Source organism: Chryseobacterium sp. c4a (assembly GCF_009900745.1).
In the GTDB taxonomy this organism is placed as follows: domain Bacteria; phylum Bacteroidota; class Bacteroidia; order Flavobacteriales; family Weeksellaceae; genus Chryseobacterium.
Genome location: NZ_WXVU01000004.1, coordinates 26,882 through 47,763 on the forward strand (window position 1 = coordinate 26,882; position 20,882 = coordinate 47,763).

At 33.6% G+C, this 20,882-nt stretch carries 20 protein-coding genes; 1 reads left to right on the forward strand and 19 read right to left on the reverse strand.

The features are described 5' to 3' along the window. Positions 1 to 605: 605 nt before the first annotated feature. Positions 606 to 1,142, forward strand: a complete 537-nt coding sequence (locus GTR01_RS07515) for a helix-turn-helix domain-containing protein (protein ID WP_160137247.1) — start codon at positions 606 to 608, stop codon at positions 1,140 to 1,142. Positions 1,143 to 2,599: 1,457 nt separating this feature from the next. On the opposite strand, the gene GTR01_RS07520 is transcribed toward GTR01_RS07515, so the two are convergent. The 19 genes from GTR01_RS07520 to GTR01_RS24830 all read right to left on the reverse strand — a co-directional run bounded on the left by GTR01_RS07520 (position 2,600) and on the right by GTR01_RS24830 (position 20,758). Further along, a complete protein-coding gene (locus tag GTR01_RS07520; RefSeq protein WP_160137248.1) occupies positions 2,600 to 3,766 on the reverse strand; it encodes a proline dehydrogenase family protein in 1,167 nt (388 codons plus the stop codon). A gap of 64 nt (positions 3,767 to 3,830) precedes the next feature. After that, entirely contained in the window at positions 3,831 to 4,760 is a 930-nt protein-coding gene (locus tag GTR01_RS07525; protein WP_160137249.1) for a UbiA family prenyltransferase, read from the reverse strand. 10 nt (positions 4,761 to 4,770) lie between these two features. After that, positions 4,771 to 5,697 (reverse strand): mevalonate kinase, encoded by a 927-nt coding sequence (locus GTR01_RS07530; protein WP_160137250.1) that lies wholly within the window; start codon positions 5,695 to 5,697, stop codon positions 4,771 to 4,773. 235 nt (positions 5,698 to 5,932) lie between these two features. Beyond that, positions 5,933 to 7,423: an MFS transporter gene (locus GTR01_RS07535; RefSeq protein WP_160137251.1), complete on the reverse strand. Its 1,491-nt coding sequence runs from the start codon at positions 7,421 to 7,423 to the stop codon at positions 5,933 to 5,935. A gap of 106 nt (positions 7,424 to 7,529) precedes the next feature. Beyond that, a complete protein-coding gene (locus tag GTR01_RS07540; protein WP_160137252.1) occupies positions 7,530 to 8,708 on the reverse strand; it encodes an acetyl-CoA C-acyltransferase in 1,179 nt (392 codons plus the stop codon). Between the two features lie 57 nt (positions 8,709 to 8,765). After that, positions 8,766 to 9,176 carry a hypothetical protein gene (locus GTR01_RS07545; RefSeq protein WP_160137253.1) on the reverse strand — a complete coding sequence of 137 codons (411 nt, stop codon included), beginning with the start codon at positions 9,174 to 9,176 and terminating at the stop codon, positions 8,766 to 8,768. A 3-nt stretch (positions 9,177 to 9,179) separates the two neighbouring features. Continuing rightward, complete coding sequence (locus GTR01_RS07550) at positions 9,180 to 9,584, reverse strand: hypothetical protein (protein ID WP_160137254.1); 405 nt, start codon at positions 9,582 to 9,584, stop codon at positions 9,180 to 9,182. Positions 9,585 to 9,879: 295 nt separating this feature from the next. After that, complete coding sequence (locus GTR01_RS07555) at positions 9,880 to 11,262, reverse strand: nucleoside permease (protein ID WP_160137255.1); 1,383 nt, start codon at positions 11,260 to 11,262, stop codon at positions 9,880 to 9,882. Between the two features lie 21 nt (positions 11,263 to 11,283). After that, on the reverse strand, positions 11,284 to 11,883 hold the full coding sequence (locus GTR01_RS07560) for a bifunctional nuclease family protein (protein ID WP_160137256.1): 600 nt from the start codon (positions 11,881 to 11,883) through the stop codon (positions 11,284 to 11,286). A gap of 182 nt (positions 11,884 to 12,065) precedes the next feature. Beyond that, positions 12,066 to 13,013: an electron transfer flavoprotein subunit alpha/FixB family protein gene (locus tag GTR01_RS07565; RefSeq protein WP_160137257.1), complete on the reverse strand. Its 948-nt coding sequence runs from the start codon at positions 13,011 to 13,013 to the stop codon at positions 12,066 to 12,068. Positions 13,014 to 13,054: 41 nt separating this feature from the next. Beyond that, positions 13,055 to 13,801, reverse strand: coding sequence for an electron transfer flavoprotein subunit beta/FixA family protein (locus tag GTR01_RS07570; protein ID WP_160137258.1), 747 nt, complete (start codon positions 13,799 to 13,801; stop codon positions 13,055 to 13,057). Between the two features lie 149 nt (positions 13,802 to 13,950). Then, on the reverse strand, positions 13,951 to 14,658 hold the full coding sequence (locus GTR01_RS07575; RefSeq protein WP_160137259.1) for an SDR family oxidoreductase: 708 nt from the start codon (positions 14,656 to 14,658) through the stop codon (positions 13,951 to 13,953). A 78-nt stretch (positions 14,659 to 14,736) separates the two neighbouring features. Continuing rightward, positions 14,737 to 15,549 carry a T9SS-dependent choice-of-anchor J family protein gene (locus tag GTR01_RS07580; protein WP_160137260.1) on the reverse strand — a complete coding sequence of 271 codons (813 nt, stop codon included), beginning with the start codon at positions 15,547 to 15,549 and terminating at the stop codon, positions 14,737 to 14,739. 279 nt (positions 15,550 to 15,828) lie between these two features. Then, positions 15,829 to 16,746 carry a T9SS type A sorting domain-containing protein gene (locus GTR01_RS07585; RefSeq protein ID WP_160137261.1) on the reverse strand — a complete coding sequence of 306 codons (918 nt, stop codon included), beginning with the start codon at positions 16,744 to 16,746 and terminating at the stop codon, positions 15,829 to 15,831. A 382-nt stretch (positions 16,747 to 17,128) separates the two neighbouring features. Then, positions 17,129 to 18,508, reverse strand: coding sequence for a dipeptidase (locus GTR01_RS07590; RefSeq protein ID WP_160137262.1), 1,380 nt, complete (start codon positions 18,506 to 18,508; stop codon positions 17,129 to 17,131). A 169-nt stretch (positions 18,509 to 18,677) separates the two neighbouring features. Then, a complete protein-coding gene (locus GTR01_RS07595; RefSeq protein WP_160137263.1) occupies positions 18,678 to 18,953 on the reverse strand; it encodes a hypothetical protein in 276 nt (91 codons plus the stop codon). 137 nt (positions 18,954 to 19,090) lie between these two features. Then, on the reverse strand, positions 19,091 to 20,236 hold the full coding sequence (locus GTR01_RS07600) for a class I SAM-dependent methyltransferase (protein WP_228452179.1): 1,146 nt from the start codon (positions 20,234 to 20,236) through the stop codon (positions 19,091 to 19,093). Between the two features lie 140 nt (positions 20,237 to 20,376). Beyond that, entirely contained in the window at positions 20,377 to 20,541 is a 165-nt protein-coding gene (locus GTR01_RS24825; protein WP_317167587.1) for a GxxExxY protein, read from the reverse strand. A gap of 37 nt (positions 20,542 to 20,578) precedes the next feature. Next, a complete protein-coding gene (locus GTR01_RS24830) occupies positions 20,579 to 20,758 on the reverse strand; it encodes a GxxExxY protein (RefSeq protein WP_317167588.1) in 180 nt (59 codons plus the stop codon). Positions 20,759 to 20,882: the final 124 nt, after the last annotated feature.

Sequence of the window (20,882 nt, forward strand, 5' to 3'; positions counted from 1 at the left end):
TTTAAACACATAAAATGTGTAAAACGAGTTTATTTATAGGTTTATACAAATGTAAAAACAGAAAACTTATGAAAATCTTTTTGAAAAGAGTATATATTGAGATTTGGAAAGAGTTTTTAGACCTTAGTTAAAAATTAATATTAATTCGAAGAAAAATTTATCTAAAAAAGTGAGTATAAAAGGTATTTTACATTAGTAATTTACGGTTGTATATCCAATAATTCTCATTCAAATGTCTTTATAATGATGTTTTGGGTAGTTTAGCGGGCTCTTTTCGTATCAAAGGAAGGTTAATATTGTAAATAGAAGAAAATAAAGAATAAAGTGCCGATACTAGTCTTTTATAAGGCTTAATTTACATTATTAAGCCCCTTTTTAAGACATTTAATGGAAAAATAATCAACAAATCGAAGTATGATTATGACACATATTGAATGGTTACAATAATAAAGTACATTTGTAATTTAATAATAATAGTCTATTTAACAACTAATTACAATCATGTTACAATTGTATATTCATGAAATTTAAAATTATTTACATTTGTATTTTGCTTTTGTAAATTATATAAGTTACATTTGTAACATAATTAAAGGCTTATTTTTATGAGTTTAAACGAAAGAATTTCAAAAGTTATAGAGTATTCCCAGCTTACCCCATCTGAATTTGCAGATGAGATTGATGTGCAGCGTTCTTCAATTTCGCATATTACATCCGGAAGAAATAAACCATCATTAGAATTTATCATAAAAATAAAATCCCGTTTCCCTGAACTTCTTTGGGATTGGCTGGTTACTGGTGAAGGGGAAATGCTAAAAACGGAGTTGCCGGAAACAATGTTTTCGGAAGAACAGCCAGAAAATGATCCGGTACGAACAACTCCTCTACCCGATCTTTTTACCATGATGAACGATGATGATGAATTTGGAGCAGATGAATCCGAAGCAGAACTGTCTCTAACTGCTTCTGGAGAATCGGCTATATCTGCCAAGGATAAAGCCGCGGAAAAAATATTGGATTCTCAGCGATTAGAACCTTCACCAGAAGAAATAATCAGTCAAGTTATTGGAAATCAAACCAATAAGATAAAACGTATTGTTTTGTTCTACGAAAACGGAAAATTCGAAAGTTTTGAGCCTTAGCTTTTAGACAATCATGATTTATAGAGATATTCTCTCACTGATTTCTCAAATTAAGCAGATTTTACCCCATGTTCTCTGCTCAATCTGCGAGAAAATGTATACCAATTTCATTGAGTTTTTCCTAACTATTCAGCATAATTATACTGCTTCACTACCTTATTATTTGATGAAATATTCTGCAAAATTGTACTGATTTTCGCTCGCTGATTTTGCAAATTATGCAGATTTTTACCCCATGTTTTCTGCTCAATCTGCGAGAAAATGTATACCAATTTCATTGAGTTTTTTCTAACTATTCAGCATAATTATACTGCTTCACTACCTTATTATTTGATGAAATATTCTGCAAAATTGTACTGATTTTCGCTCGCTGATTTTGCAAATTATGCAGATTTTACCCCATGTTCTCTGCTCAATCTGCGAGAAAATATATACCAATTTCATTGAGTTTTTTCTAACTATTCAGCATAACTATACTTCTTCATTACCTTATTATTTGATGAAATATTCTGCAAAATTGTACGGATTTTAGCCCGCTGATTTCACAAATTATGCAGATTTTTACACCATGTTTTCTGCTCAATCAGCGAGAAAATGTATACCAATTTCATTGAGTTTTTTCTAACTATTCAGCATAATTATACGACTTCATTACCTTATTATTTGATGAAATATTCTTCAGAATTAAACTGATTTTAGCCCGCTGATTTCACAAATTATGCAGATTTTTACACCATGTTTTCTGCTCAATCTGCGAGAAAATGTATACCAATTTCATTGAGTTTTTTCTAACTATTCAGCATAATTATAAGACTTTATTACCTTATTATTTGATGAAATATTCTTCAAAATTGTACTGATTTTCGCTCACTGATTTTACAAATTATACAGATTTTTAACCTCTGTTTTCTACTCGATTTATGAAAAAATACATACTAATTTTATTGCCTTTTTATCATAGAAAATTGGTCTAATCATAAAAAACCTGACCAAGGAAATTGGTCAGGCTAAAAAATATTTGAAGAAGAAAACTAAAGCTATTTGCTTTATTTGTTTTTAAATTTTGATGAGAATTCCGATGAGACAGCTTCCATTTCATGGCTCATTAAAATGCTATATCAGGGAATAATAAGGAATCTATTTTGGGGCTTGATTTCTTCAGAGCCGGATCGATTCTGTCACATTAGAATAGAATTGTGGCAGAGGAAAAGTTTTTCATGTACTAGTTTTTTATAGTTGAATCAAATATATAAATTAAAAATAAAATCAACAACAAAAACTTAATTATTTTAACAAATAATTAATATTAAAGACAAATTATACTTTAATTACCAATGTTGAATATTTTATTCAAATTATCAAATCTTTAATAAATATGATCATTCAATTAAAACCACTCAAATAAAAAGACCCGCAGAATATGCGGGTCTTTTCATTATTTGAATAACAATTTATTATTATTTTTTTCTTCTTTCTAATTCTTTCTTGATCAGTCCAAGCTCTCTTCCGGTTTGTCCGGCTACAGAGGTATTTTCCTGAGCTCTTCTCGTAAGATATGGCACAACATCCTTTACAGGCCCATACGGAAGATATTTAGCCACATTATAGCCTTTATCAGACAGATAGAAGGTAATATTATCACTCATTCCGTAAAGCTGTCCAAAATAAACATGTGGATTGCCATTTTCTAAAGATTTGGCTTTCATTTTATCCATAATCAATTCAGAAGAAATTTCATTATGGGTTCCAAAGAATGCTGATACTTTATCCAGGTGATTCATCACAAAGTCTATTCCTGCATTATAATTCTTATCTGAAGCATCTTTGCTAGGCTGAATTGGGTCTGCATAACCTTTTTCTGCTGCTCTGGCTCTTTCTTTCTCCATATAAGCTCCACGAACGATCTTATAACCGATGAAATAGTTCTTTTCTCTTGCTCTCTGAAGATGTGCTTCCATATATTCCAATCTTCCCGTTCTGTACATCTGAATGGTGTTCCAAACGATTGGTTTTTCCTGGTTATATTTCTCCATCATCTCCTCACAAAGTTGGTCTGCTGAATCCTGCATCCAGGTTTCTTCAGCGTCTACCATTACTTTTTTATCATTTTCATGGCAAAGAGCGCATACTTCATCAAATCTTTTTACCACTCTCTCCCATTCTTCTTTCTGGCTGGTCGTAAGCTCTGCCCCTTTTCCAACAGCTTCATAAAGATCAATTCTTCCAAATGCTGTAGGCTTAAATACGATAAAAGGAATCGCCGGATTTCCTACAGAGAATCTTACGATATCTTTAATCTCCTTACATACTGCATCAAAAGTTGCTTCATCTTCTTTTCCTTCAATGGAATAATCGAAAATACTTCCAACTCCTCTCTTGAAAAGCTGTTTTACAACCTTCATACTTTCCTCACGGGTTTCTCCACCACAGAACTGTTCAAACAAAGTGTTTTTTACAATTCCGGTAACGAATGGGAAGTTGTTGTGTACTGTAAAATTAAGAACGGATGTTCCAAGGCTGGTAAGAGCGGGCTGTTCAATCATTTTAAACATCCAGTAAGCCTTTCTCAACTGTGCATCTGTCTTATCTGCAAATGCAACTTTAGTATCATTAAAAATGGGCATTCCTATTTATTAAATTTAGTTACGCAAAGGTAATAATAACCTTAGTTTATTTAAAGAATTTTTATTATAATTTATGTTCAATTCCGTTTAAAAGCATTGCTATAATTCCTACAAAGACCCAAAAACGTAATATATTCAATGTAAGGAAGTTACTTTTTCGGGTGGAATTTAAAAAAAGATAAATACACAAGATCATTACAAATAGTCCACCTGCAAAATAATACGCCATAAATCCGGAAACTCCAGTTTTGGCAATAATTTTCATCGAAACTCCCATCGTTATAAGGAGTAAAGATATCAGGATGAGCTTTGTATTTCTGCTTTTAAAATAATTGGGAATGGTAATATATCCAAATGTTTTATCAACGCTTCTTGTCAATGTATCTTTTACAATGTCGATGCACAATAGGATCAAAAAGAGAAAGACAGCCATCAGAAAAACCTTCTTGGAAAAGGTTTCATAATAGACCATCATTCCAAAGAAAGGATATAAGGTAAGACTTACAAAGGTGAGGTTATTCAAGATTAATATCCTGCTTAATTTGTGACTGTAAAACCACATAAAAAACTGGTATACTACAAAAAAGATGAAAACATTATGGGAAATCATCCAGGCCACACCTAAAGAAATCACACTTAATCCCAGATAAGCGTATAAAAAATACTTCTGCTTGATAAAGTTTTGAATTCTGGTTCTGAAAGGTTTTACAATATGATCTTTTTCCAGATCATAGAACTGATTGATAATTCCACCTGCTAAAATAGTCAGAACGGTACAGAAAATAATGCCGTGAACTTTAAAATCAAAGACAAAATTTCTGAAGGATTCTTCCTGATTAAATAGAAAAAAGGTTGAGACATAGAGGGCAAATGTTAAAAGAGCAGCTACAAAAAAACGTGCTCCGAGCAAAAAGCCCACGAATTGTGAAAATCTGTAATATAGAGATTTTGAGATATATTTTTTGGATTGGAAAGTTTCTTTTTCAGAATTCATTCCAACCTGTTTAAAATCTGTAAATCACCTCTTTTTGGAAACCATCAAGCATTTTTTCTGCTTTTTCATAGTCCTGAGTAAAGCCTAAAATATAGCCGCCGCCGCCGCTTCCACAAAGTTTTAAGTAATAAGCATTAGAGTCCAGACCTTTTTTCCAGATGTTAAAAATGCTTTCAGGAATCATTGGACGGAAATGTTCATACGCCCAGTGAGAAAGCTTTTTAAGGTTTCTAAAGAAAGGATTCATGTCTTTTTTAAGGAACGCTTCTATACAAGCGTTGTTGTAACGGATAAATTCTTCTTTCAAAGTTTTACGGAACCCTTCTGTCTTCATTTTCTCAAAGAAGATTTGAATCATAGGCCCTGTTTCTCCTGTAATTCCGGAATCGATCAGGAAAATAGCTCCTTTTCCTTCTTCACCATCAGGAATGGATACTCTGTCCAGGTTTTCTTTATTTTCGATAAGAATAGGCAGGTTCATGTAACAGATCAAAGGATCCATTCCTGAACTTTTTCCATGGAAATAACTTTCCATTTCACCAAAAACGGCTTTTAATTTTTTAAGATTTTCTTTGGAGATATTATCCGGATTCAGTTTACTCACCGAATATTTTTCAAAAATAGCAGCCACCAAAGCTCCTGAACTTCCTACTCCATAACCCTGAGGAATATTGGAATCAAAGAAAAGGCCGTTTGCAATATCTTTTTTGAAGCTTTCAATATCCAATGTAAAATCATCAGAAAGATCAAGCTCTGTAAGAAAGTTTGAATATTTCTGCAGATATCTGTTTGAATTAAGCTCAGATTCTGAAGCCAGGTCTGAAAATTTTAAGGTTCCTTTATAAAAGCTGTAAGGTACTACAAGCCCTTGGGAATCTTCAATCATTCCATATTCTCCAAACAGAATTATTTTTGCATAAAATAAGGGGTTGGTCATATTGACAATAAATCTTTTTGCAAAGTTAAAAATTATTCCGCTGAATATAAGCAAAACTTAGACCGAATTATCAGTTTTTTGATTCTGCTTCCCTATATTCTTATATAAAAATACAAAATAAAACTCCAAATCTGAAGAATTTCGGTATTATTTGATGATCGTTTTTATTTTTAGTGCCCATTAATGTTAAGTTAAAAAATAAAAAAAGACGTTAAAAATAACGTCTTTTACTTTTTTATAATGTTTCTCTGTTTTTTCTCATTTTCACCTTCAGAAATCGGATCAATATCAATCCTGCTCCGAAGAAAATTGTCATGGATAAGGCTGCAATTCGCATATTATTAAAATGCTCAATTAATGTTGCAAAGATAAATGTACCAATGATGATAGCAATCTTTTCCAATACATCATAGAAACTGAAATAAGTAGTGTTTTCCATAGAGTTTTCCGGAAGTAGCTTTGAATAAGTAGATCTGGACATTGCCTGAAGACCTCCCATTACCAATCCTACTACTGCTGCTACTCCATAGAACTGATATTCTACGGTTGGATTTTCTTTATTTAAGAAATAAGCCCATAAACAAGCTACGATCCATAGGAAGATAGCAATTGAAATAACATTTTTGTTTCCTATCCTTTTGGATAATCTTGAGAAGATTACGGCTCCAATAATAGCTTCGATCTGGATCACCAAAAGAGTTCCGATAAGTTTATCCTGAGCTAAATTGATCTCACTTTTTCCAAATAAGGTTGCCATAAGGAAAATGGTCTGCATACCAACACTGTAGAAGAAGAAGCTTGAAAGAAAGAACTTCAAATTTCTGTCTTTGAATAGCTCGCCTCCTACTTTAAACAATTCATGAAAGCTTTCTTTGGCAATATCTTTGTAAAAGCTCATGTTATCTTTTAAGACTTCAAAGAATCCGCCTTGTTCTTCGTGCTTTTTGAAGATATTTTTATAGTTTAATAATACAAGATCTTTAGGAAGTTTATCTTTTACATCTCCAAATTGAGGAAGGTGCTTGAAGGTATATTGAGAAAACCCAAACCACCATGCTCCAGTCAACAGGAAGCTGATTCTTGTAAATAACAGCTGCTGTGCCGCTCCTTTAGCAAAAACCTGAATCAGTACTAAACACAACACCACTAAAACCACAGAGCCAATATATCCATATACATATCCTTTTGCAGAAAGTGCATCTTGTCTGTCCGGTGTTGCAATGTCCGGAAGGAAAGAGTTATAGAATACTAAACTTCCCCAGAATCCTACACTGGCTGTAATACTGAATAAGAGTCCAAGAAATACATTATGCATCCCAGTGAACATCGCTAATCCCATACAAGATGTTGCTCCTAAGTAACAGAAAAATTGCAGGAATGATTTTTTATTTCCGATAGTATCCGCCAATGAAGATAAAAATGGAGACAGCAATACTACAATAAAGAATGATATCGTGAGTGAATATCCATATACCGCATCCGGTTGGTATTCATTTCCAAAGATTTTGATCATATGTCTCACCGGGACATCGATCCATTTTTTGGTTTCCGTCACATATTCTTTTTTCTCATACGCTGTGGTAAGGATTGAGTAATAGATGGGGAAAATGGTGGAAGTAATAACCAGGGAATACACAGAGTTTGCCCAGTCATATACTGCCCAAGCTTTCATAATCTTTGGATTATTCTTTATGTTGTTGGGTTGTCGATTCTCAGTTTCAGACATTTCAAATAAATATTAGTAGCACAAAAATAGAAAAACCATTAAGAAATGGATAAGATTTTAAAAAAATTATCCATTCCTTAATGGTAACATATTCTAAAACAGAATATTAGATATTCTCAATTACGATTGCAGAAGCACCACCACCTCCGTTACAGATTGCTGCTGCACCGTATTTAGCATTATTTTGTTTCAATACATTGATTAATGTAACAATGATTCTTGAACCAGAGCTTCCCAGTGGATGTCCTAATGCTACCGCACCACCGTTTACGTTTACTTTAGAAGCATCTAACCCTAAGATTTTATTGTTAGCCAGTCCTACTACAGAGAACGCTTCATTAAACTCGAAGAAATCGATATCTGATACTTCTAATCCTGCTTTTTTAAGAGCGATAGGTAATGCTTTAGCTGGAGCAGTTGTAAAGTTTTCAGGCTCCTGTGCAGCATCAGCATAAGATACAATCTTTGCTAAAGGCTTCAATCCTAGTTCTTCCATTTTTTCTTTAGAAACAAGGATGAGTGCAGATGCTCCGTCATTCAATGTGGATGCATTAGCTGCTGTTACTGTACCTTCTTCTTTTTTGAAAACAGTAGGAAGGGTTGTAATTCTGTCGAAGTTTACTGCTTTGTATTCTTCATCTTCAGCAAAAATTACAGGTTCTCCTTTTCTCTGAGGAATAGAAACAGGGACTATTTCGTCATTGAATTTTCCTTCGCTCCAAGCTTTTGCTGATCTCTTATAAGATTCTATAGCGAAATTATCCTGATCTTCTCTTGTAATGTTGTAATCAACGGCACATTTTTCCGCACATACTCCCATGTGTACTTTGTTATAAACGTCCGTAAGACCGTCTAACACCATACCATCAAGCATTTTGATATCTCCCAATTTGGTAGCTACTCTTGCGTTATAATAGTGAGGAACTAAAGACATATTTTCCATACCTCCTGCAACAATCACTTCTGCATCACCGGCTTTGATTGCCTGTGCAGCCATAGTTACAGCCTTCATTCCTGAAGCACACACTTTATTTACTGTAGTGGAAGGTGTATTGATAGAAAGACCTGCGCCTAGTGCTACCTGGCGAGCCGGCGCTTGTCCTTCTCCTGCCTGTAGTACATTTCCCATATAAATTTCCTGAACGTTTGCAGGATCTAGACCAATTTTATCTAATGCTCCTTTTACAGCTGTAGCTCCAAGTTTGGTAGCCGGAACTGTTGATAAACTTCCCATAAAACTTCCCATAGGAGTTCTTACTGCGGAAACAATGAATACTTCTTTCATGTATATAATTTTTATTTTAGCCAAAATGAAACCTGAGCTTCACTTTTATAATTAAATTTATTTTGTCTTTATGTATACAACGTCAAATTCAGATCCTTCAATCTTTGTATTTACTTTCAGCATATTATCCTGAGTAGCAACCACTTTATTATTGAAAACGTCTCCAATCTGTGCTGGATCATTCTTATCCGACTTCTCCATAACAATTGATTTGTAATTACAGTTATCAACAAAAACCAATGTGGATTTGATATAGTCTTTTCCGTTGTTAAAATATTCGGTTTGAACATTATCTTTAATGGTCATATACCAAATTGATTCAGGATAATTAATCCGTAAGAATTTACCTTCTTTTATGTTGGTACATTTAACCGGATTATCCGGCTTTTTTTGTTCTGTTTGCTGGGATTTGACCTGTGAGGTCATCAACAATAATATCCCCGCTGAAAATGCTTTTAAAAGGTTCATTTTTTATATTTGAGTTCGTTGATTTACTTTTTTATTTTTTACTGCAAAAATCATTAGAAAAGCGCCTAAAAATTCCACTACCCAGCCCCATTTTAATTTCACAATTCCTGCAAATGCTTCTCTCCATGATTTAAAAGGTAAGAAACTGAAGTATTCTAAAGACTGTAGCTTAACAGCTGCCAAAGTGAGTACGAATAATAGAATAAGAAAAATTCCAAAAAGCCTCACAATTTTTGCATTACTATTAACAATACCAAAGACTGCACACGCAGAAAGAATCCAACATGTAATAGCCAAATAGTGATCCAGTTTCCAATAATCCCAGTTCCCTATAATGGGTACATGTACTAAAGGCAGAAAACTTCCTACAACCACTAATATCAATCCTAATAACTGAATATTTTTCATATTTACTAAAGTGCCAAAATACAAAAAAAAACACATTTTTAAACCATCTCTTATCAAACATTCATTTCACCTCCCTAACAATCATTAGTCACAATAAAAAACTTTCAACATTGAATATACTTTAAAAATAATCACATTTTATTACCAAATTAAAAACACAATATAATCATTCTAATAATTTTCAAATCCCTTTTTATGCTTAGCAGCGGTTTAGCTTAATTATGACGTGGTCTGAAATAAAAAAATTGCACTTCCGTTATGAAAGTGCAATTTTATATTGTTAATAGTAACTCAATTAATGTTTTACTGAAGAGACATCTTCAGGTTTATGCTTATGCTTAAATAACACAGCAAAAAATATTGCTAAAACTAACGAATAGATCGCAAATGATAACCAGATCTGATGCCAGTCTTTTACCATAACTACAGAAGAGAGTGTTCCATCTGTGTTTACTACCGCATTAAAGCTATTTTTTAAAATTTCCAGGAATGTTGGGTTATCTGGAGTTGTTTCTAAATAAGATGATAAATCTGTAGCCGTTGTAAATTTATGGGTAAAGAATTTATCAATCGCCCAACCTGCAATATAACTCCCGAAAACAGCTCCAAAACCATTCGTCATCATCATAAATAACCCTTGTGCAGATGAACGAATTTTCTTGTCTGTAGTTGTCTCTACGAAAAGAGATCCTGAAATATTGAAGAAATCGAACGCCATTCCGTATACAATACACGAAAGGATAATTAAAGATAAGCCGAAACCTTCCGGTACTCCATACGCAAAGAAACCGAATCTTAATACCCATGCTAACATAGACATTAACATTACTTTTTTGATCCCAAATTTCTTTAAAAAGAAAGGGATTGCCAGGATAAACAACGTTTCAGAAACCTGAGAGATTGACATGATGATGGTAGATCTCTGCACAACAAATGAGTCCGCATATTTTGGAAAATGAGCAAACTCACTTAAAAATACGTCTCCATAAGCATTAGTCAACTGAAGAGCTGCTCCTAAAAGCATAGAAAATAAAAAGAACAATGCCATTTTATAGTTTCCGAAAAGCTTAAATGCATTTAATCCCAATTGCTCGGATAGTGGAGAATCTTTATCAATTAGTTTTTGTGGTGGGCATTTTGGTAGAGTAAGCGCGTAGATTCCTAAGAATATAGCTACTGCTCCTCCAATATAGAACTGTCCTTCTGTTGCTTTATTTCCACTAAGATTAGTGATCCACATGGCAACAATAAAACCTATGGTACCCCACACACGGATTGGTGGAAAGTCTTTTACTACATCCAGGTTATTATTCTTTAGGATGGTATAGGAAATTGAATTGGTAAGGGCAATGGTAGGCATGTAGAAACACATGGCAACTAGCATTATCGAAAAGAAAGAATTAGGATCTGCAGAGTGCGGCAGTATGAAAAGCATAACTCCATAAAGGATGTGTAATACTGAAAATATTCGTTCTGCATTTATCCAACGGTCTGCAATAATTCCAGTAATGGTTGGCATAAAAATCGAAGCAATTCCCATTGTTCCAAAAACAGCTCCAAACTGTGTCCCGTCCCAATGTTTAGTACCAAACCAGAAGTTAGCCATCGTAATCAGCCATGCTCCCCACACAAAAAACTGGAGAAAACTGAGGATGGTCAGTCGTAATTTTAAATTCATTTTTATATAAAGTATCTCTTTTTAATCAATTTTCTTTTTCCTCCTCTTGATTTCTTCCTGAATTTCAAGGGCAGTATCATAGTCTTCTTCTTTAACGGCATCATCCAATAGTTTCTGAAGTTCCTCCATAGAAAGGGATTTTAGGTTATCTTCAGTCTGTACTGTTTCTGAGAAGGTTTGTTCTTCTCTTGATACATCTTCCAATTCTAATAAGATTCCGGCTTCATTCAGCACTTGTTGTGTGGTAAAAATAGGTGCATCAAATCGCACTGCCATAGCGACAGCATCAGAAGTTCTCGCATCAAGGATCAGTTCTTCCTCAGTTTCTTTATTTTTAAAGTTGATATTTGAGAAGAATACCCCATCTACAATCTGGTAAATGATTACAGAAACCAACTCATAATTGGCCGAAACTATAAATTTTGAGAATAAGTCGTGGGTAAGTGGGCGCGGTGGATGGATGTCTTTTTCCAGTCCAAGAGAGATAGATTGAGCTTCGAAATTTCCTATAACAACAGGTAATTTTATGTGTGTTTCCTCATGCTCCAGTAACAATGCGTACGCCCCCGACTGGGTCTGGCTGTACGATATTCCGCGAATAATTAGCTGCTTATAATCCATAGCTACAAATATAGATTAATTTTTTATTGTGATTTCACTTTTTTACACAAAAATAAAAGCCCGGAAAGCCGAGCTTTTATTGTATTGTTATGTGATTGTCAATGAGTCAATAATGAGTTTTGCTTTGCAAGTGAATAATTAAAAATTGACAAGCGAAGCGAATTGACTATTCACATTGAATTTTATCCTTTAATTGCTTTAATTTTCTCTGTTAATGCAGGAATAATCTGGAAAGCATCTCCTACTACTCCATAATCAGCAGACTTGAAGAAAGGTGCTTCAGGATCACTATTGATTACTACGATAGTTTTCGAAGAGTTCACCCCAGCTAAGTGCTGAATGGCTCCAGAAATACCAACTGCGATATAAAGGTTAGGTGAAATTGCTTTACCTGTTTGTCCTACGTGCTCTGTGTGAGGTCTCCATCCGATGTCAGAAACCGGCTTAGAACAAGCAGTAGCTGCTCCTAAAACATTCGCTAAGTCTTCGATCATTCCCCAGTTTTCAGGACCTTTCATCCCTCTACCTGCAGAAACAACTACTTCAGCTTCTTTAAGATCTAATTTACCTGAACTTTGTTCGTGAGAAATTACTTTAGTATCCTCGTTAGCTACTGATAAGTTTTTCACTTCTTCAGAACCTGATACTGCGTTTTCTTTAACACCGAAAGCATTTTGAGAAACTGTAACAATTACTCCGTTTCCTTCTGCTTTTGCATGCATAAACCCTTTTCCAGAGAAAGCTCTTCTTTTTACCTGGAAAGGAGAAAGACTTTCAGGAGCTTCTAAAGCGTTGGTAATTAAAGAATAATTCTTCATAATTGCCAACATTGGAGCTACTGAAGAAGCATCTGTAGTGTGAGGGAAAACAATGATATTTCCGTTTGCTACTTCATTTACTGCTTGAGCAAATGCTTTTGCTGAGAAATTCTTAAGACCTTCGTCTTTGATGTTGATAACGTTTGATGCTCCATATTTGTATAATAAATCTGAAGAATCAGTAGGGTTTACAGAGATTGCGGTAACGGTATCTCCTGCTTTATCTGCAATTGCTTTAGCATAAGAAACTGCTTCAAAAGCTGCTTTTTTGTAAACTCCGTTTATATTTTCTGCGTATACGAATACTGCCATTTTTTTAAATTTAAAAATTAAAAGATTGAAAAATTTAAAGATTAGATCACTTTAGCTTCTTCGTGAAGTAATCTTACCAATTCATCCAGATTATCCGGAGAAACCATCTTCACAGCTGCTCTTGGCGGAACACTGTCATAAGATACTCCCTGAACTTTTACTTCTGAAGAAGTAGGCTCTACTACTTGCAAAGGCTTTGTTCTTGCAGACATAATTCCTCTCATGTTTGGAATGATAAGGTCTTTTTCATCTACCAATCCTTTTTGACCTGCAATAATTGCCGGTAACTTAACTGAAATAGTTTCTTTTCCACCTTCGATTTCTCTTACTGCAGTGGCTTCGCTTCCGTTTACATCCAATCCTACAGATGCATTTACGAAAGGCTGGTTCAATAACTGAGCCACCATTCCAGGTACAGAGCCACCGTTATAATCGATAGATTCTTTACCACAAAGGATCAAATCATATCCTCCGTTTTGAGCTACTGCAGCAATTTCTTTTGCTGTAGAATAGCTATCTTTTGGATCAAGATTTACTCTTATTGCATCATTAGCACCAATTGCTAAAGCTTTTCTGATTACAGGCTCTGTAGCAGCATCCCCAACGTTGATTACTGTTACTGTCGCTCCCTGAGATTCCTGAAGTTTAACCGCTTTTGTCAACGCAAATTCATCTAGCGGATTGATCACCCACTGAATTCCGTTTTTGTCGAAAGCAGACTTATCTGCTGTAAAGTTAATTTTGGAAGTAGTATCCGGAACACTACTAATACAAACTAATATTTTCATGTGTACTATTTTATTTTTTCTCTTTTACGCATAAAATCATGACACTTTATGCAGAGATTTTGTTTGAATTAATTTTTGCTAATATAAATAAAAAATATATTATGCATGCATAATACTTATTAAATTATTATTCAATACATTAGATGTACTTATTTACCTGGCTGTGTTGCTCTAAACTCTATTTTACTAGGCAAAACCCTCGGATTCATCTTTAAAATATCCAATATCAGATTCCCCATATCTTCAGGCTGAATCTTCCAGCTGTCTTTTTCTGAGGGTACATTTCCATTAAAATAAGTTGCTACAGATCCCGGCATAATCACAGTAGATTTAATATTGTATTTCCTTAAATCGATCATAGCAGCCTGGGTAAACCCGACAACTCCAAATTTTGAGGCATTATATCCTGTACCATTTTCAAAGAAATTAGCACCTGCAAGACTTGAAATGGTAATATAATACCCTTCTGTCTTTTTTAACTCTTCAACGGAAGCTTTTAATGTATAAAACACACCTGTAAGATTGGTTTCTATCATATCATTCCATTCTTCGGCAGACAATTCGTCTACGGGTTTAAATATTCCCAACCCGGCATTAGCGATTACATAGTCTAGTCTCCCAAACTTTTCAACGATATTTTGCACAGCCTCTGCTTCATTCTCAAGATTTCTCACATCAGAAACAATTCCTAAGACTTTATCAGAATATTTCCTAAGCTCTTCTTCAGCTTTCATTACATCTTCTCTTTTTCTTCCTGAAAATGCTACTGAGATTCCGTTTTCAAGCAAAATCTTTGCAATCCCCAATCCTATTCCTTTGGTTCCTCCTGTTATATATGCTGTTTTATTTTCGGACATATTGTTCAAATTTATTTCCCTAAAATAACAAAAACGCTCCAATTGGAGCGCTTTACTGATACTAAGATTTATCAGGTATTATTTTTTGATGAATTTCTCGGTAGTTTTACCTTCTTTCGTTTCAATGCTGATAATATAGCTTCCTGGATTCAAGTTTTTAACATTTACTTTATCTCCATCTAGATCTGCAGATACTTTTCTTCCACTGATATCATAGATTTCAACAGCATTAACTTTTCCTTTAGATTGAATGTTAAGAACATCTGTTGCAGGATTAGGATATAGAGAAGTCTCTACTTTAGATACTTTACTTTCAGCAGTACCCAAGCTTCCTGTTTGTGTAATTTTAACGTTATCTACGATCAAAAGGTTTTGATCATTCGTATTAAAATGTCTAAGATATAGTTTTACACTCTGCCCTGCCAGATTGCTAGGAATTGTTGCTGTTTTAGTTAATGCTGTTCTTCCTGCTGTTACAGTTCCTTCAATCAAAGGTGTTTCAGTACCTGTAAATGTAGCAGTACTTGACAGCACATACGCTGCATAATGCTCAGCAAAAAACTGAGTATCAGAAGATCCTACTTGAAAACTTAACGATAAAGTTCCCGTTGCAGGAAGTGTTATTGCTGGCGAAATCAATAAATTATCAGGAGTTAACGCTCCTACAGGTGCTGGTAACCAAGATGCTGATCCAGCAAAATTTCCAGTAAATCCCCAACCATCAGTAGTTGCATTTCCTGTATAAACACCCCAGTTTTCTCCATCAGCGTCTCTATCTATAACTGACCATCCTGCGCCTGTGTTAAACCCTTCTTGGAATACAACAGTTTGCGCCTTAACTAAATTTAGGGATAATCCTAATAATCCCAAAACGAATAAATTTTTAACCATAACTTATTATTCAATATTCATAATTATTGCAATAATAGTGTTTTTAATTCAAATAAAAAAGATATTAGATTAAATAAATCAACACATTTCGAAATAAAAATAAATAATTCTATTAATTTTCAAAACTTCATTTTTATTAAAAAATTAATTAAATTGAAGTTTTGAAAATTATTTAATAACAAAAACAGGATAAAATAACAACTATAAACATTACAAAAACCCAACAATGATGGGAAGTTAAAACAAGAATAGCAATTATTGTATTTTATAGAAAAATAATCACTTTTTTATAAATTTTAAATAATACATTTCATCATCATAAATAATTTTAATTAAATAAACACCAGGCGCAAGATCTCTTACATCGGCAACATTATTTTTAAATATGACATTAACTGCTCTTCCTTCGGCAGTATAAACTTCCGCTTTACTCATTGGAAACTGCAATCTTAAATGAACATAGTCGGTTACCGGATTAGGATACACTGTTACTATTTTAGAATCTGTTTTTGCTTCTTTAGCAGACAAAATCAATTCTTCGTTGATCTTAATATTATCAATATAAGCTATCCCTAGGTCATTGTTGTGAACAAACCGTAATTGATCCATAGTGAGAGGAATAGCCGTTGTTTCTGTGTAAAATAGGATGTCATTAAGATAATATTGGGTATTTGCAGCAGTACCTACCACCTTCAATCTGTACCATGTATTAGGAGACCAGACTCCGGCTGTAGAAACCATATTCTGTACATTGAGGTTCTTATTAAGTACTTTTATGATTCCTGTTTTATCAAAATCTACTCTCACAACGGTTTGTTCATTGCTATTATTGAATCCCTGAAATCCAAAGACTGAACCATCAATCTGGGACATATTAATATCAAATGAAACGGAAAAGAGAGTACTGATAAGAGGTGTTGTTAGATTATAAAATCCTCCAATAATAGGCTCCGATTGAACTCCATAAATAGATTCTTTTACAATTTTCAGAGCACTATTTCCATCTGTAGCGGCATCTGTACTAATAGTTTGATGAATTACATTTTCAGGAGTTCCCCCTGTAGGCGTACTAATCCAAGCTCCCTGGCCATGAATATTTCCAGGTGCAAATCCTTCGTTATCTTCAAAGGAAACCGTTTGCTGGGCAAAAGAAAGTAATGCTAATAAAGAGCATGCGATTGAGTAAATTTTTTTCATTAGTTTTCAAGTTTGGAATAAAAATATAAACTTTCCTTGAAAGGTGAAATAACTTAACATCAAATAAAAAACAAACCCTTTATATTCAGTGGAATTAACTGTTTATCAGTTATATTTTATTCTTATTCTAATTAAATTCAAGGTGAAAATTTTTCATAAAATCTTTTTTCACTGAAATATTCGGTGAATAAAAAAATATACCTCCCCCAAAAAGAGAAGGTATATCTAAACAAAATGGTACAATGTTTACTTTTTAATAAATTTATGGGAAGATATCCTCCTCCAGATTCTTTCAAGAGGTTATTTTTCACTATTTATGTATATCAAAAAAAACAGGGTATTCATAAAGAAACACCCTGTTTTAAAAATATTTTATAACTCCTTATTTTGAATAATTTTCAAAAAACAAAGGAATACTTTCAATTCCCTTATAGAAATTAAATAATCCGTAATGCTCATTTGGAGAGTGGATCGCATCTGAATCCAATCCGAAGCCCATCAGTACAGACTTAGCTCCTAAAACCTTCTCAAACATCGATGTAATAGGAATACTTCCTCCACTTCTATAGGGTAATACTTCTTTACCAAATGCTGTCTCCATAGCTTTTTTAGCGGCTAAGAATTCTTTGGTATCGCTTTGTAATACATAAGGCATCCCTCCGTGGTGAGGAGTTACTTTCACTTTTACTGTATCCGGAGCAATTTTTTCGAAATACTTCGTGAATTTTTCAGTAATCTCTTCCGGTGTTTGATAAGGAACTAAACGCATTGAAATTTTAGCGAACGCTTTAGAAGGAATTACCGTTTTAGCTCCTTCTCCTGTATATCCGCCCCAAATACCATTACAGTCTAAAGTTGGACGAATAGAAGCTCTTTCTAATGTTGTATATCCTTTCTCCCCTTCAATATTGCTTAATCCAATTGATTTCTTGAATTCTTCAGGATTATCCTTCAGTTTATTCATTTCTGTTCTGTCTGCATCAGATACAATCTCAACATTATCATAAAAACCATCAATAGTGATGTGGCCATCTTCATCGATAAGGTTAGCAATCATTCTGGAAAGTACATGAATCGGGTTTGGAACTGCTCCTCCGTAAAGCCCTGAATGCAGGTCTCTGTTTGGACCTTCCACTTCTACTTCTACATAACTTAACCCTCTTAATCCTGTTGTTACAGTAGGTTGTTCGTTGCTATAGATATGGGTATCAGAAATTAAAATACAATCACAAGATAGTTTTTCTTTGTTTTCATTCACAAAGTCTCCTAAGCTTACAGATCCTACTTCCTCTTCGCCTTCCAGGATAAATTTAACATTACAAGGAAGCGTATTGGTTCTCATCATTGCTTCAAATGCTTTCAGATGCATAAAGAACTGTCCTTTATCATCTGCTGATCCTCTTGCGAAGATCGCACCTTCCGGGTGAAGTTCAGTTTTCTCGATATAAGGCTCGAAAGGAGGTTTTGTCCATAATTCTAATGGATCTGCCGGTTGTACATCATAATGTCCGTAAACCAATACCGTTGGCAGGTTTGTATCTATAATTTTTTCTCCGAAAACGATAGGATAACCCTTAGTTTCACATATTTCAACCTGATCAGCTCCTGCATTTCTAAGGTGTTCTGCACATACATCTGCACACTTCAATACATCATCTTTATACGCTGGATCTGCAGAAATAGAAGGAATTCTCAATAACTCAAATAATTCATCCACGAAACGCTGCTTGTTTTCGTTAATGTAATTTAATGTCTCTTGCATTGTAAAATTTTATTTTGTTAAAATTAAAAAAAATGCACCGCTGAGCCAAGTAAAAACGCAGGATTTTCTAAAGAAAAAGATTATTTCCTGATGATTGGCGCTGTAATCATTTTTTCAAATAAAAAATGCCCTGCAAAAAACAGGGCATTTTTATATGGTATACTAATAATTAGTGTTCAGCTTTTGGAGCCTCTTCTTTTTTCTCAGCAGGCTTAGCAGCAGCAGTACTATCTGTTTTAGGAGCTGCAGCTTCTGGTTTTACTGCTTCTTCCTTGTGTTCAGCAGCAGCCCCATGTGTAGCATGAGCTTCTCCACCCTGAGGATCATCAGAATATCTTTCTGCTCCTTCTTCAAGTTTTATAACACCTTTGCTTCCACCTTGAGGAACTTTTTTACAGCTTACAGCTACTGTTGCAATCGCTAAACATATAACTAATTTTTTCATATGTAAAATTTATTTTTTAAATATCATCCGGAATCACCTTATTTTAATCTGCTGGTATAAGCTAAACAGCGGGCGATTTCATGCTCAAATTTTTGATTGCCCAAAATTAAGAAATCCTGTTTCTTTTGGCAACATTTTTATACTGATTTTAAAATAATTTTCCCTTTTTTGGACTGTGTAAAAATAAGGTAATCATTTCCACCATCTTTCAAACCATATTTTTTCTTGATTTCTTCAGGCTTCAGAGGATAATTTTTTGAAATAATATTGAATTGTTCTTTCTTTTTAATCTTTTTAGAATCAACAACTTCCATTTCAAAAATTCTTCCTGGAAATTCGTTTAGTTTTTCAGCAGAAGTATAAAGATGGGTATTGGGATGTAGTTTTTTAATTCCAAATTTTTCAGAAATTAAATTAAAAATTCCAGCCTTTAGAATAGAATTATTAGGGATATAAATGAATTTTTCAGGTTCAGTATATTGCGATTGGGCATTTTCTTCTTCCCCAAATATAAAACTAAAGGGAGATTCTCCGCTGTCAAGATTCACACAGTTGCAAATAATCTCTTTTTTATTTTCTCCAGATAAGAAGACCACAATCTCTTTTACATCATTTTTAAGAGCAATAATGTCAATCCTGAAAATGGGAGGTAAAACTGAAATAAGATACTTCAGATCGATCAAGGGAGAAAGCTTAATCATCACCTGATTTGATATTGACAATAACTTTTCCTGGATTTCAAGAATATTGGGGGAAAGATCTTCTAAAAGAAAGACTTTATTCTTATTCTGGTCTCTTCTGGCCGGATCCAAATAAATAGTATCAAAATTTTCCTGGTTTTCATTCAAAAAATCTTCTAATTTCTGATTGATAAACCTTGCTTTCTTTCCAAGTGTATTCCAATTGTGTTCAACGATCTCTAAAAGCTCTGTATTTTGCTCTATTAAAGTGATATCATCAAAATTTTGAGATAAATAATAGGCATCTATTCCAAAACCGCTGGTAAGGTCAATAAATTTTTTACCTTTTAAAATCTCTGATTTATAAAGAGCGGTTTTTTCAGAGGATGATTGCTCCATATTAAGCTGTGGAGGAAAAATTATACCATCCTGCAATAAAAAGGGGAATTTTTTCTCTGCTACCTGCTTTCCTTTAATTTGTTGTACAATCTCCTGCATAGAAACCTCAGGAAATGTAGATTTTTTCAGTAGTAGGGAGTGCAGATCTGTTTTTAGATTTGCATTGATATAGTCTTGAACGTCTTTATTTAATAATTTAACCACAGATTACACAGATTTTCACAGATAATTATTTTTTAGCTCTATTCAAACTTAGTTCTAAATAAAACTAGAATTAATATTGCGGATTAGAAAGTGTTTCTAATTTTTTCAAGTATTACTTTTTATCAATTTTTTATATTTTTTTAATCCAGATTACCATTTATTTTTCTGAATATACTTTTGCTAATATAATCAGTATTAAAATTGACTAAAATTCCTAATTTCAAATTTGTAAGCTTTAAATAAGTTAGCAATTGTTGGTGATGAATATTTGAAATTTCATTGACTGCCTTAATTTCTATAATCACTTTATTTTCAACAATAATATCGGCAATAAAACTGGATTCAATAGAAATGCCCCCTATATTTAATTTTCATTGGAACCTGAGTCTCAACTTTCAAACCAATATTTTCAAGCTCATAAGCTAAAACTTTTTCATAAACCTTCTCTAAAAGACCTGGTCCAAGCCCAGTATATACAGAAAATATAGATTTTCTGATATTAATTACTCCCGAATTATACAAAGTAATAATTTCAATATTTTCTGAATCAATTTTATCTGATTCTTCTATCTAATGAGATTATAATATGAAAAATCACAGAATCTTATACGTAATCATCTGTGAAAATCTGTGTAATCCGTGGTTT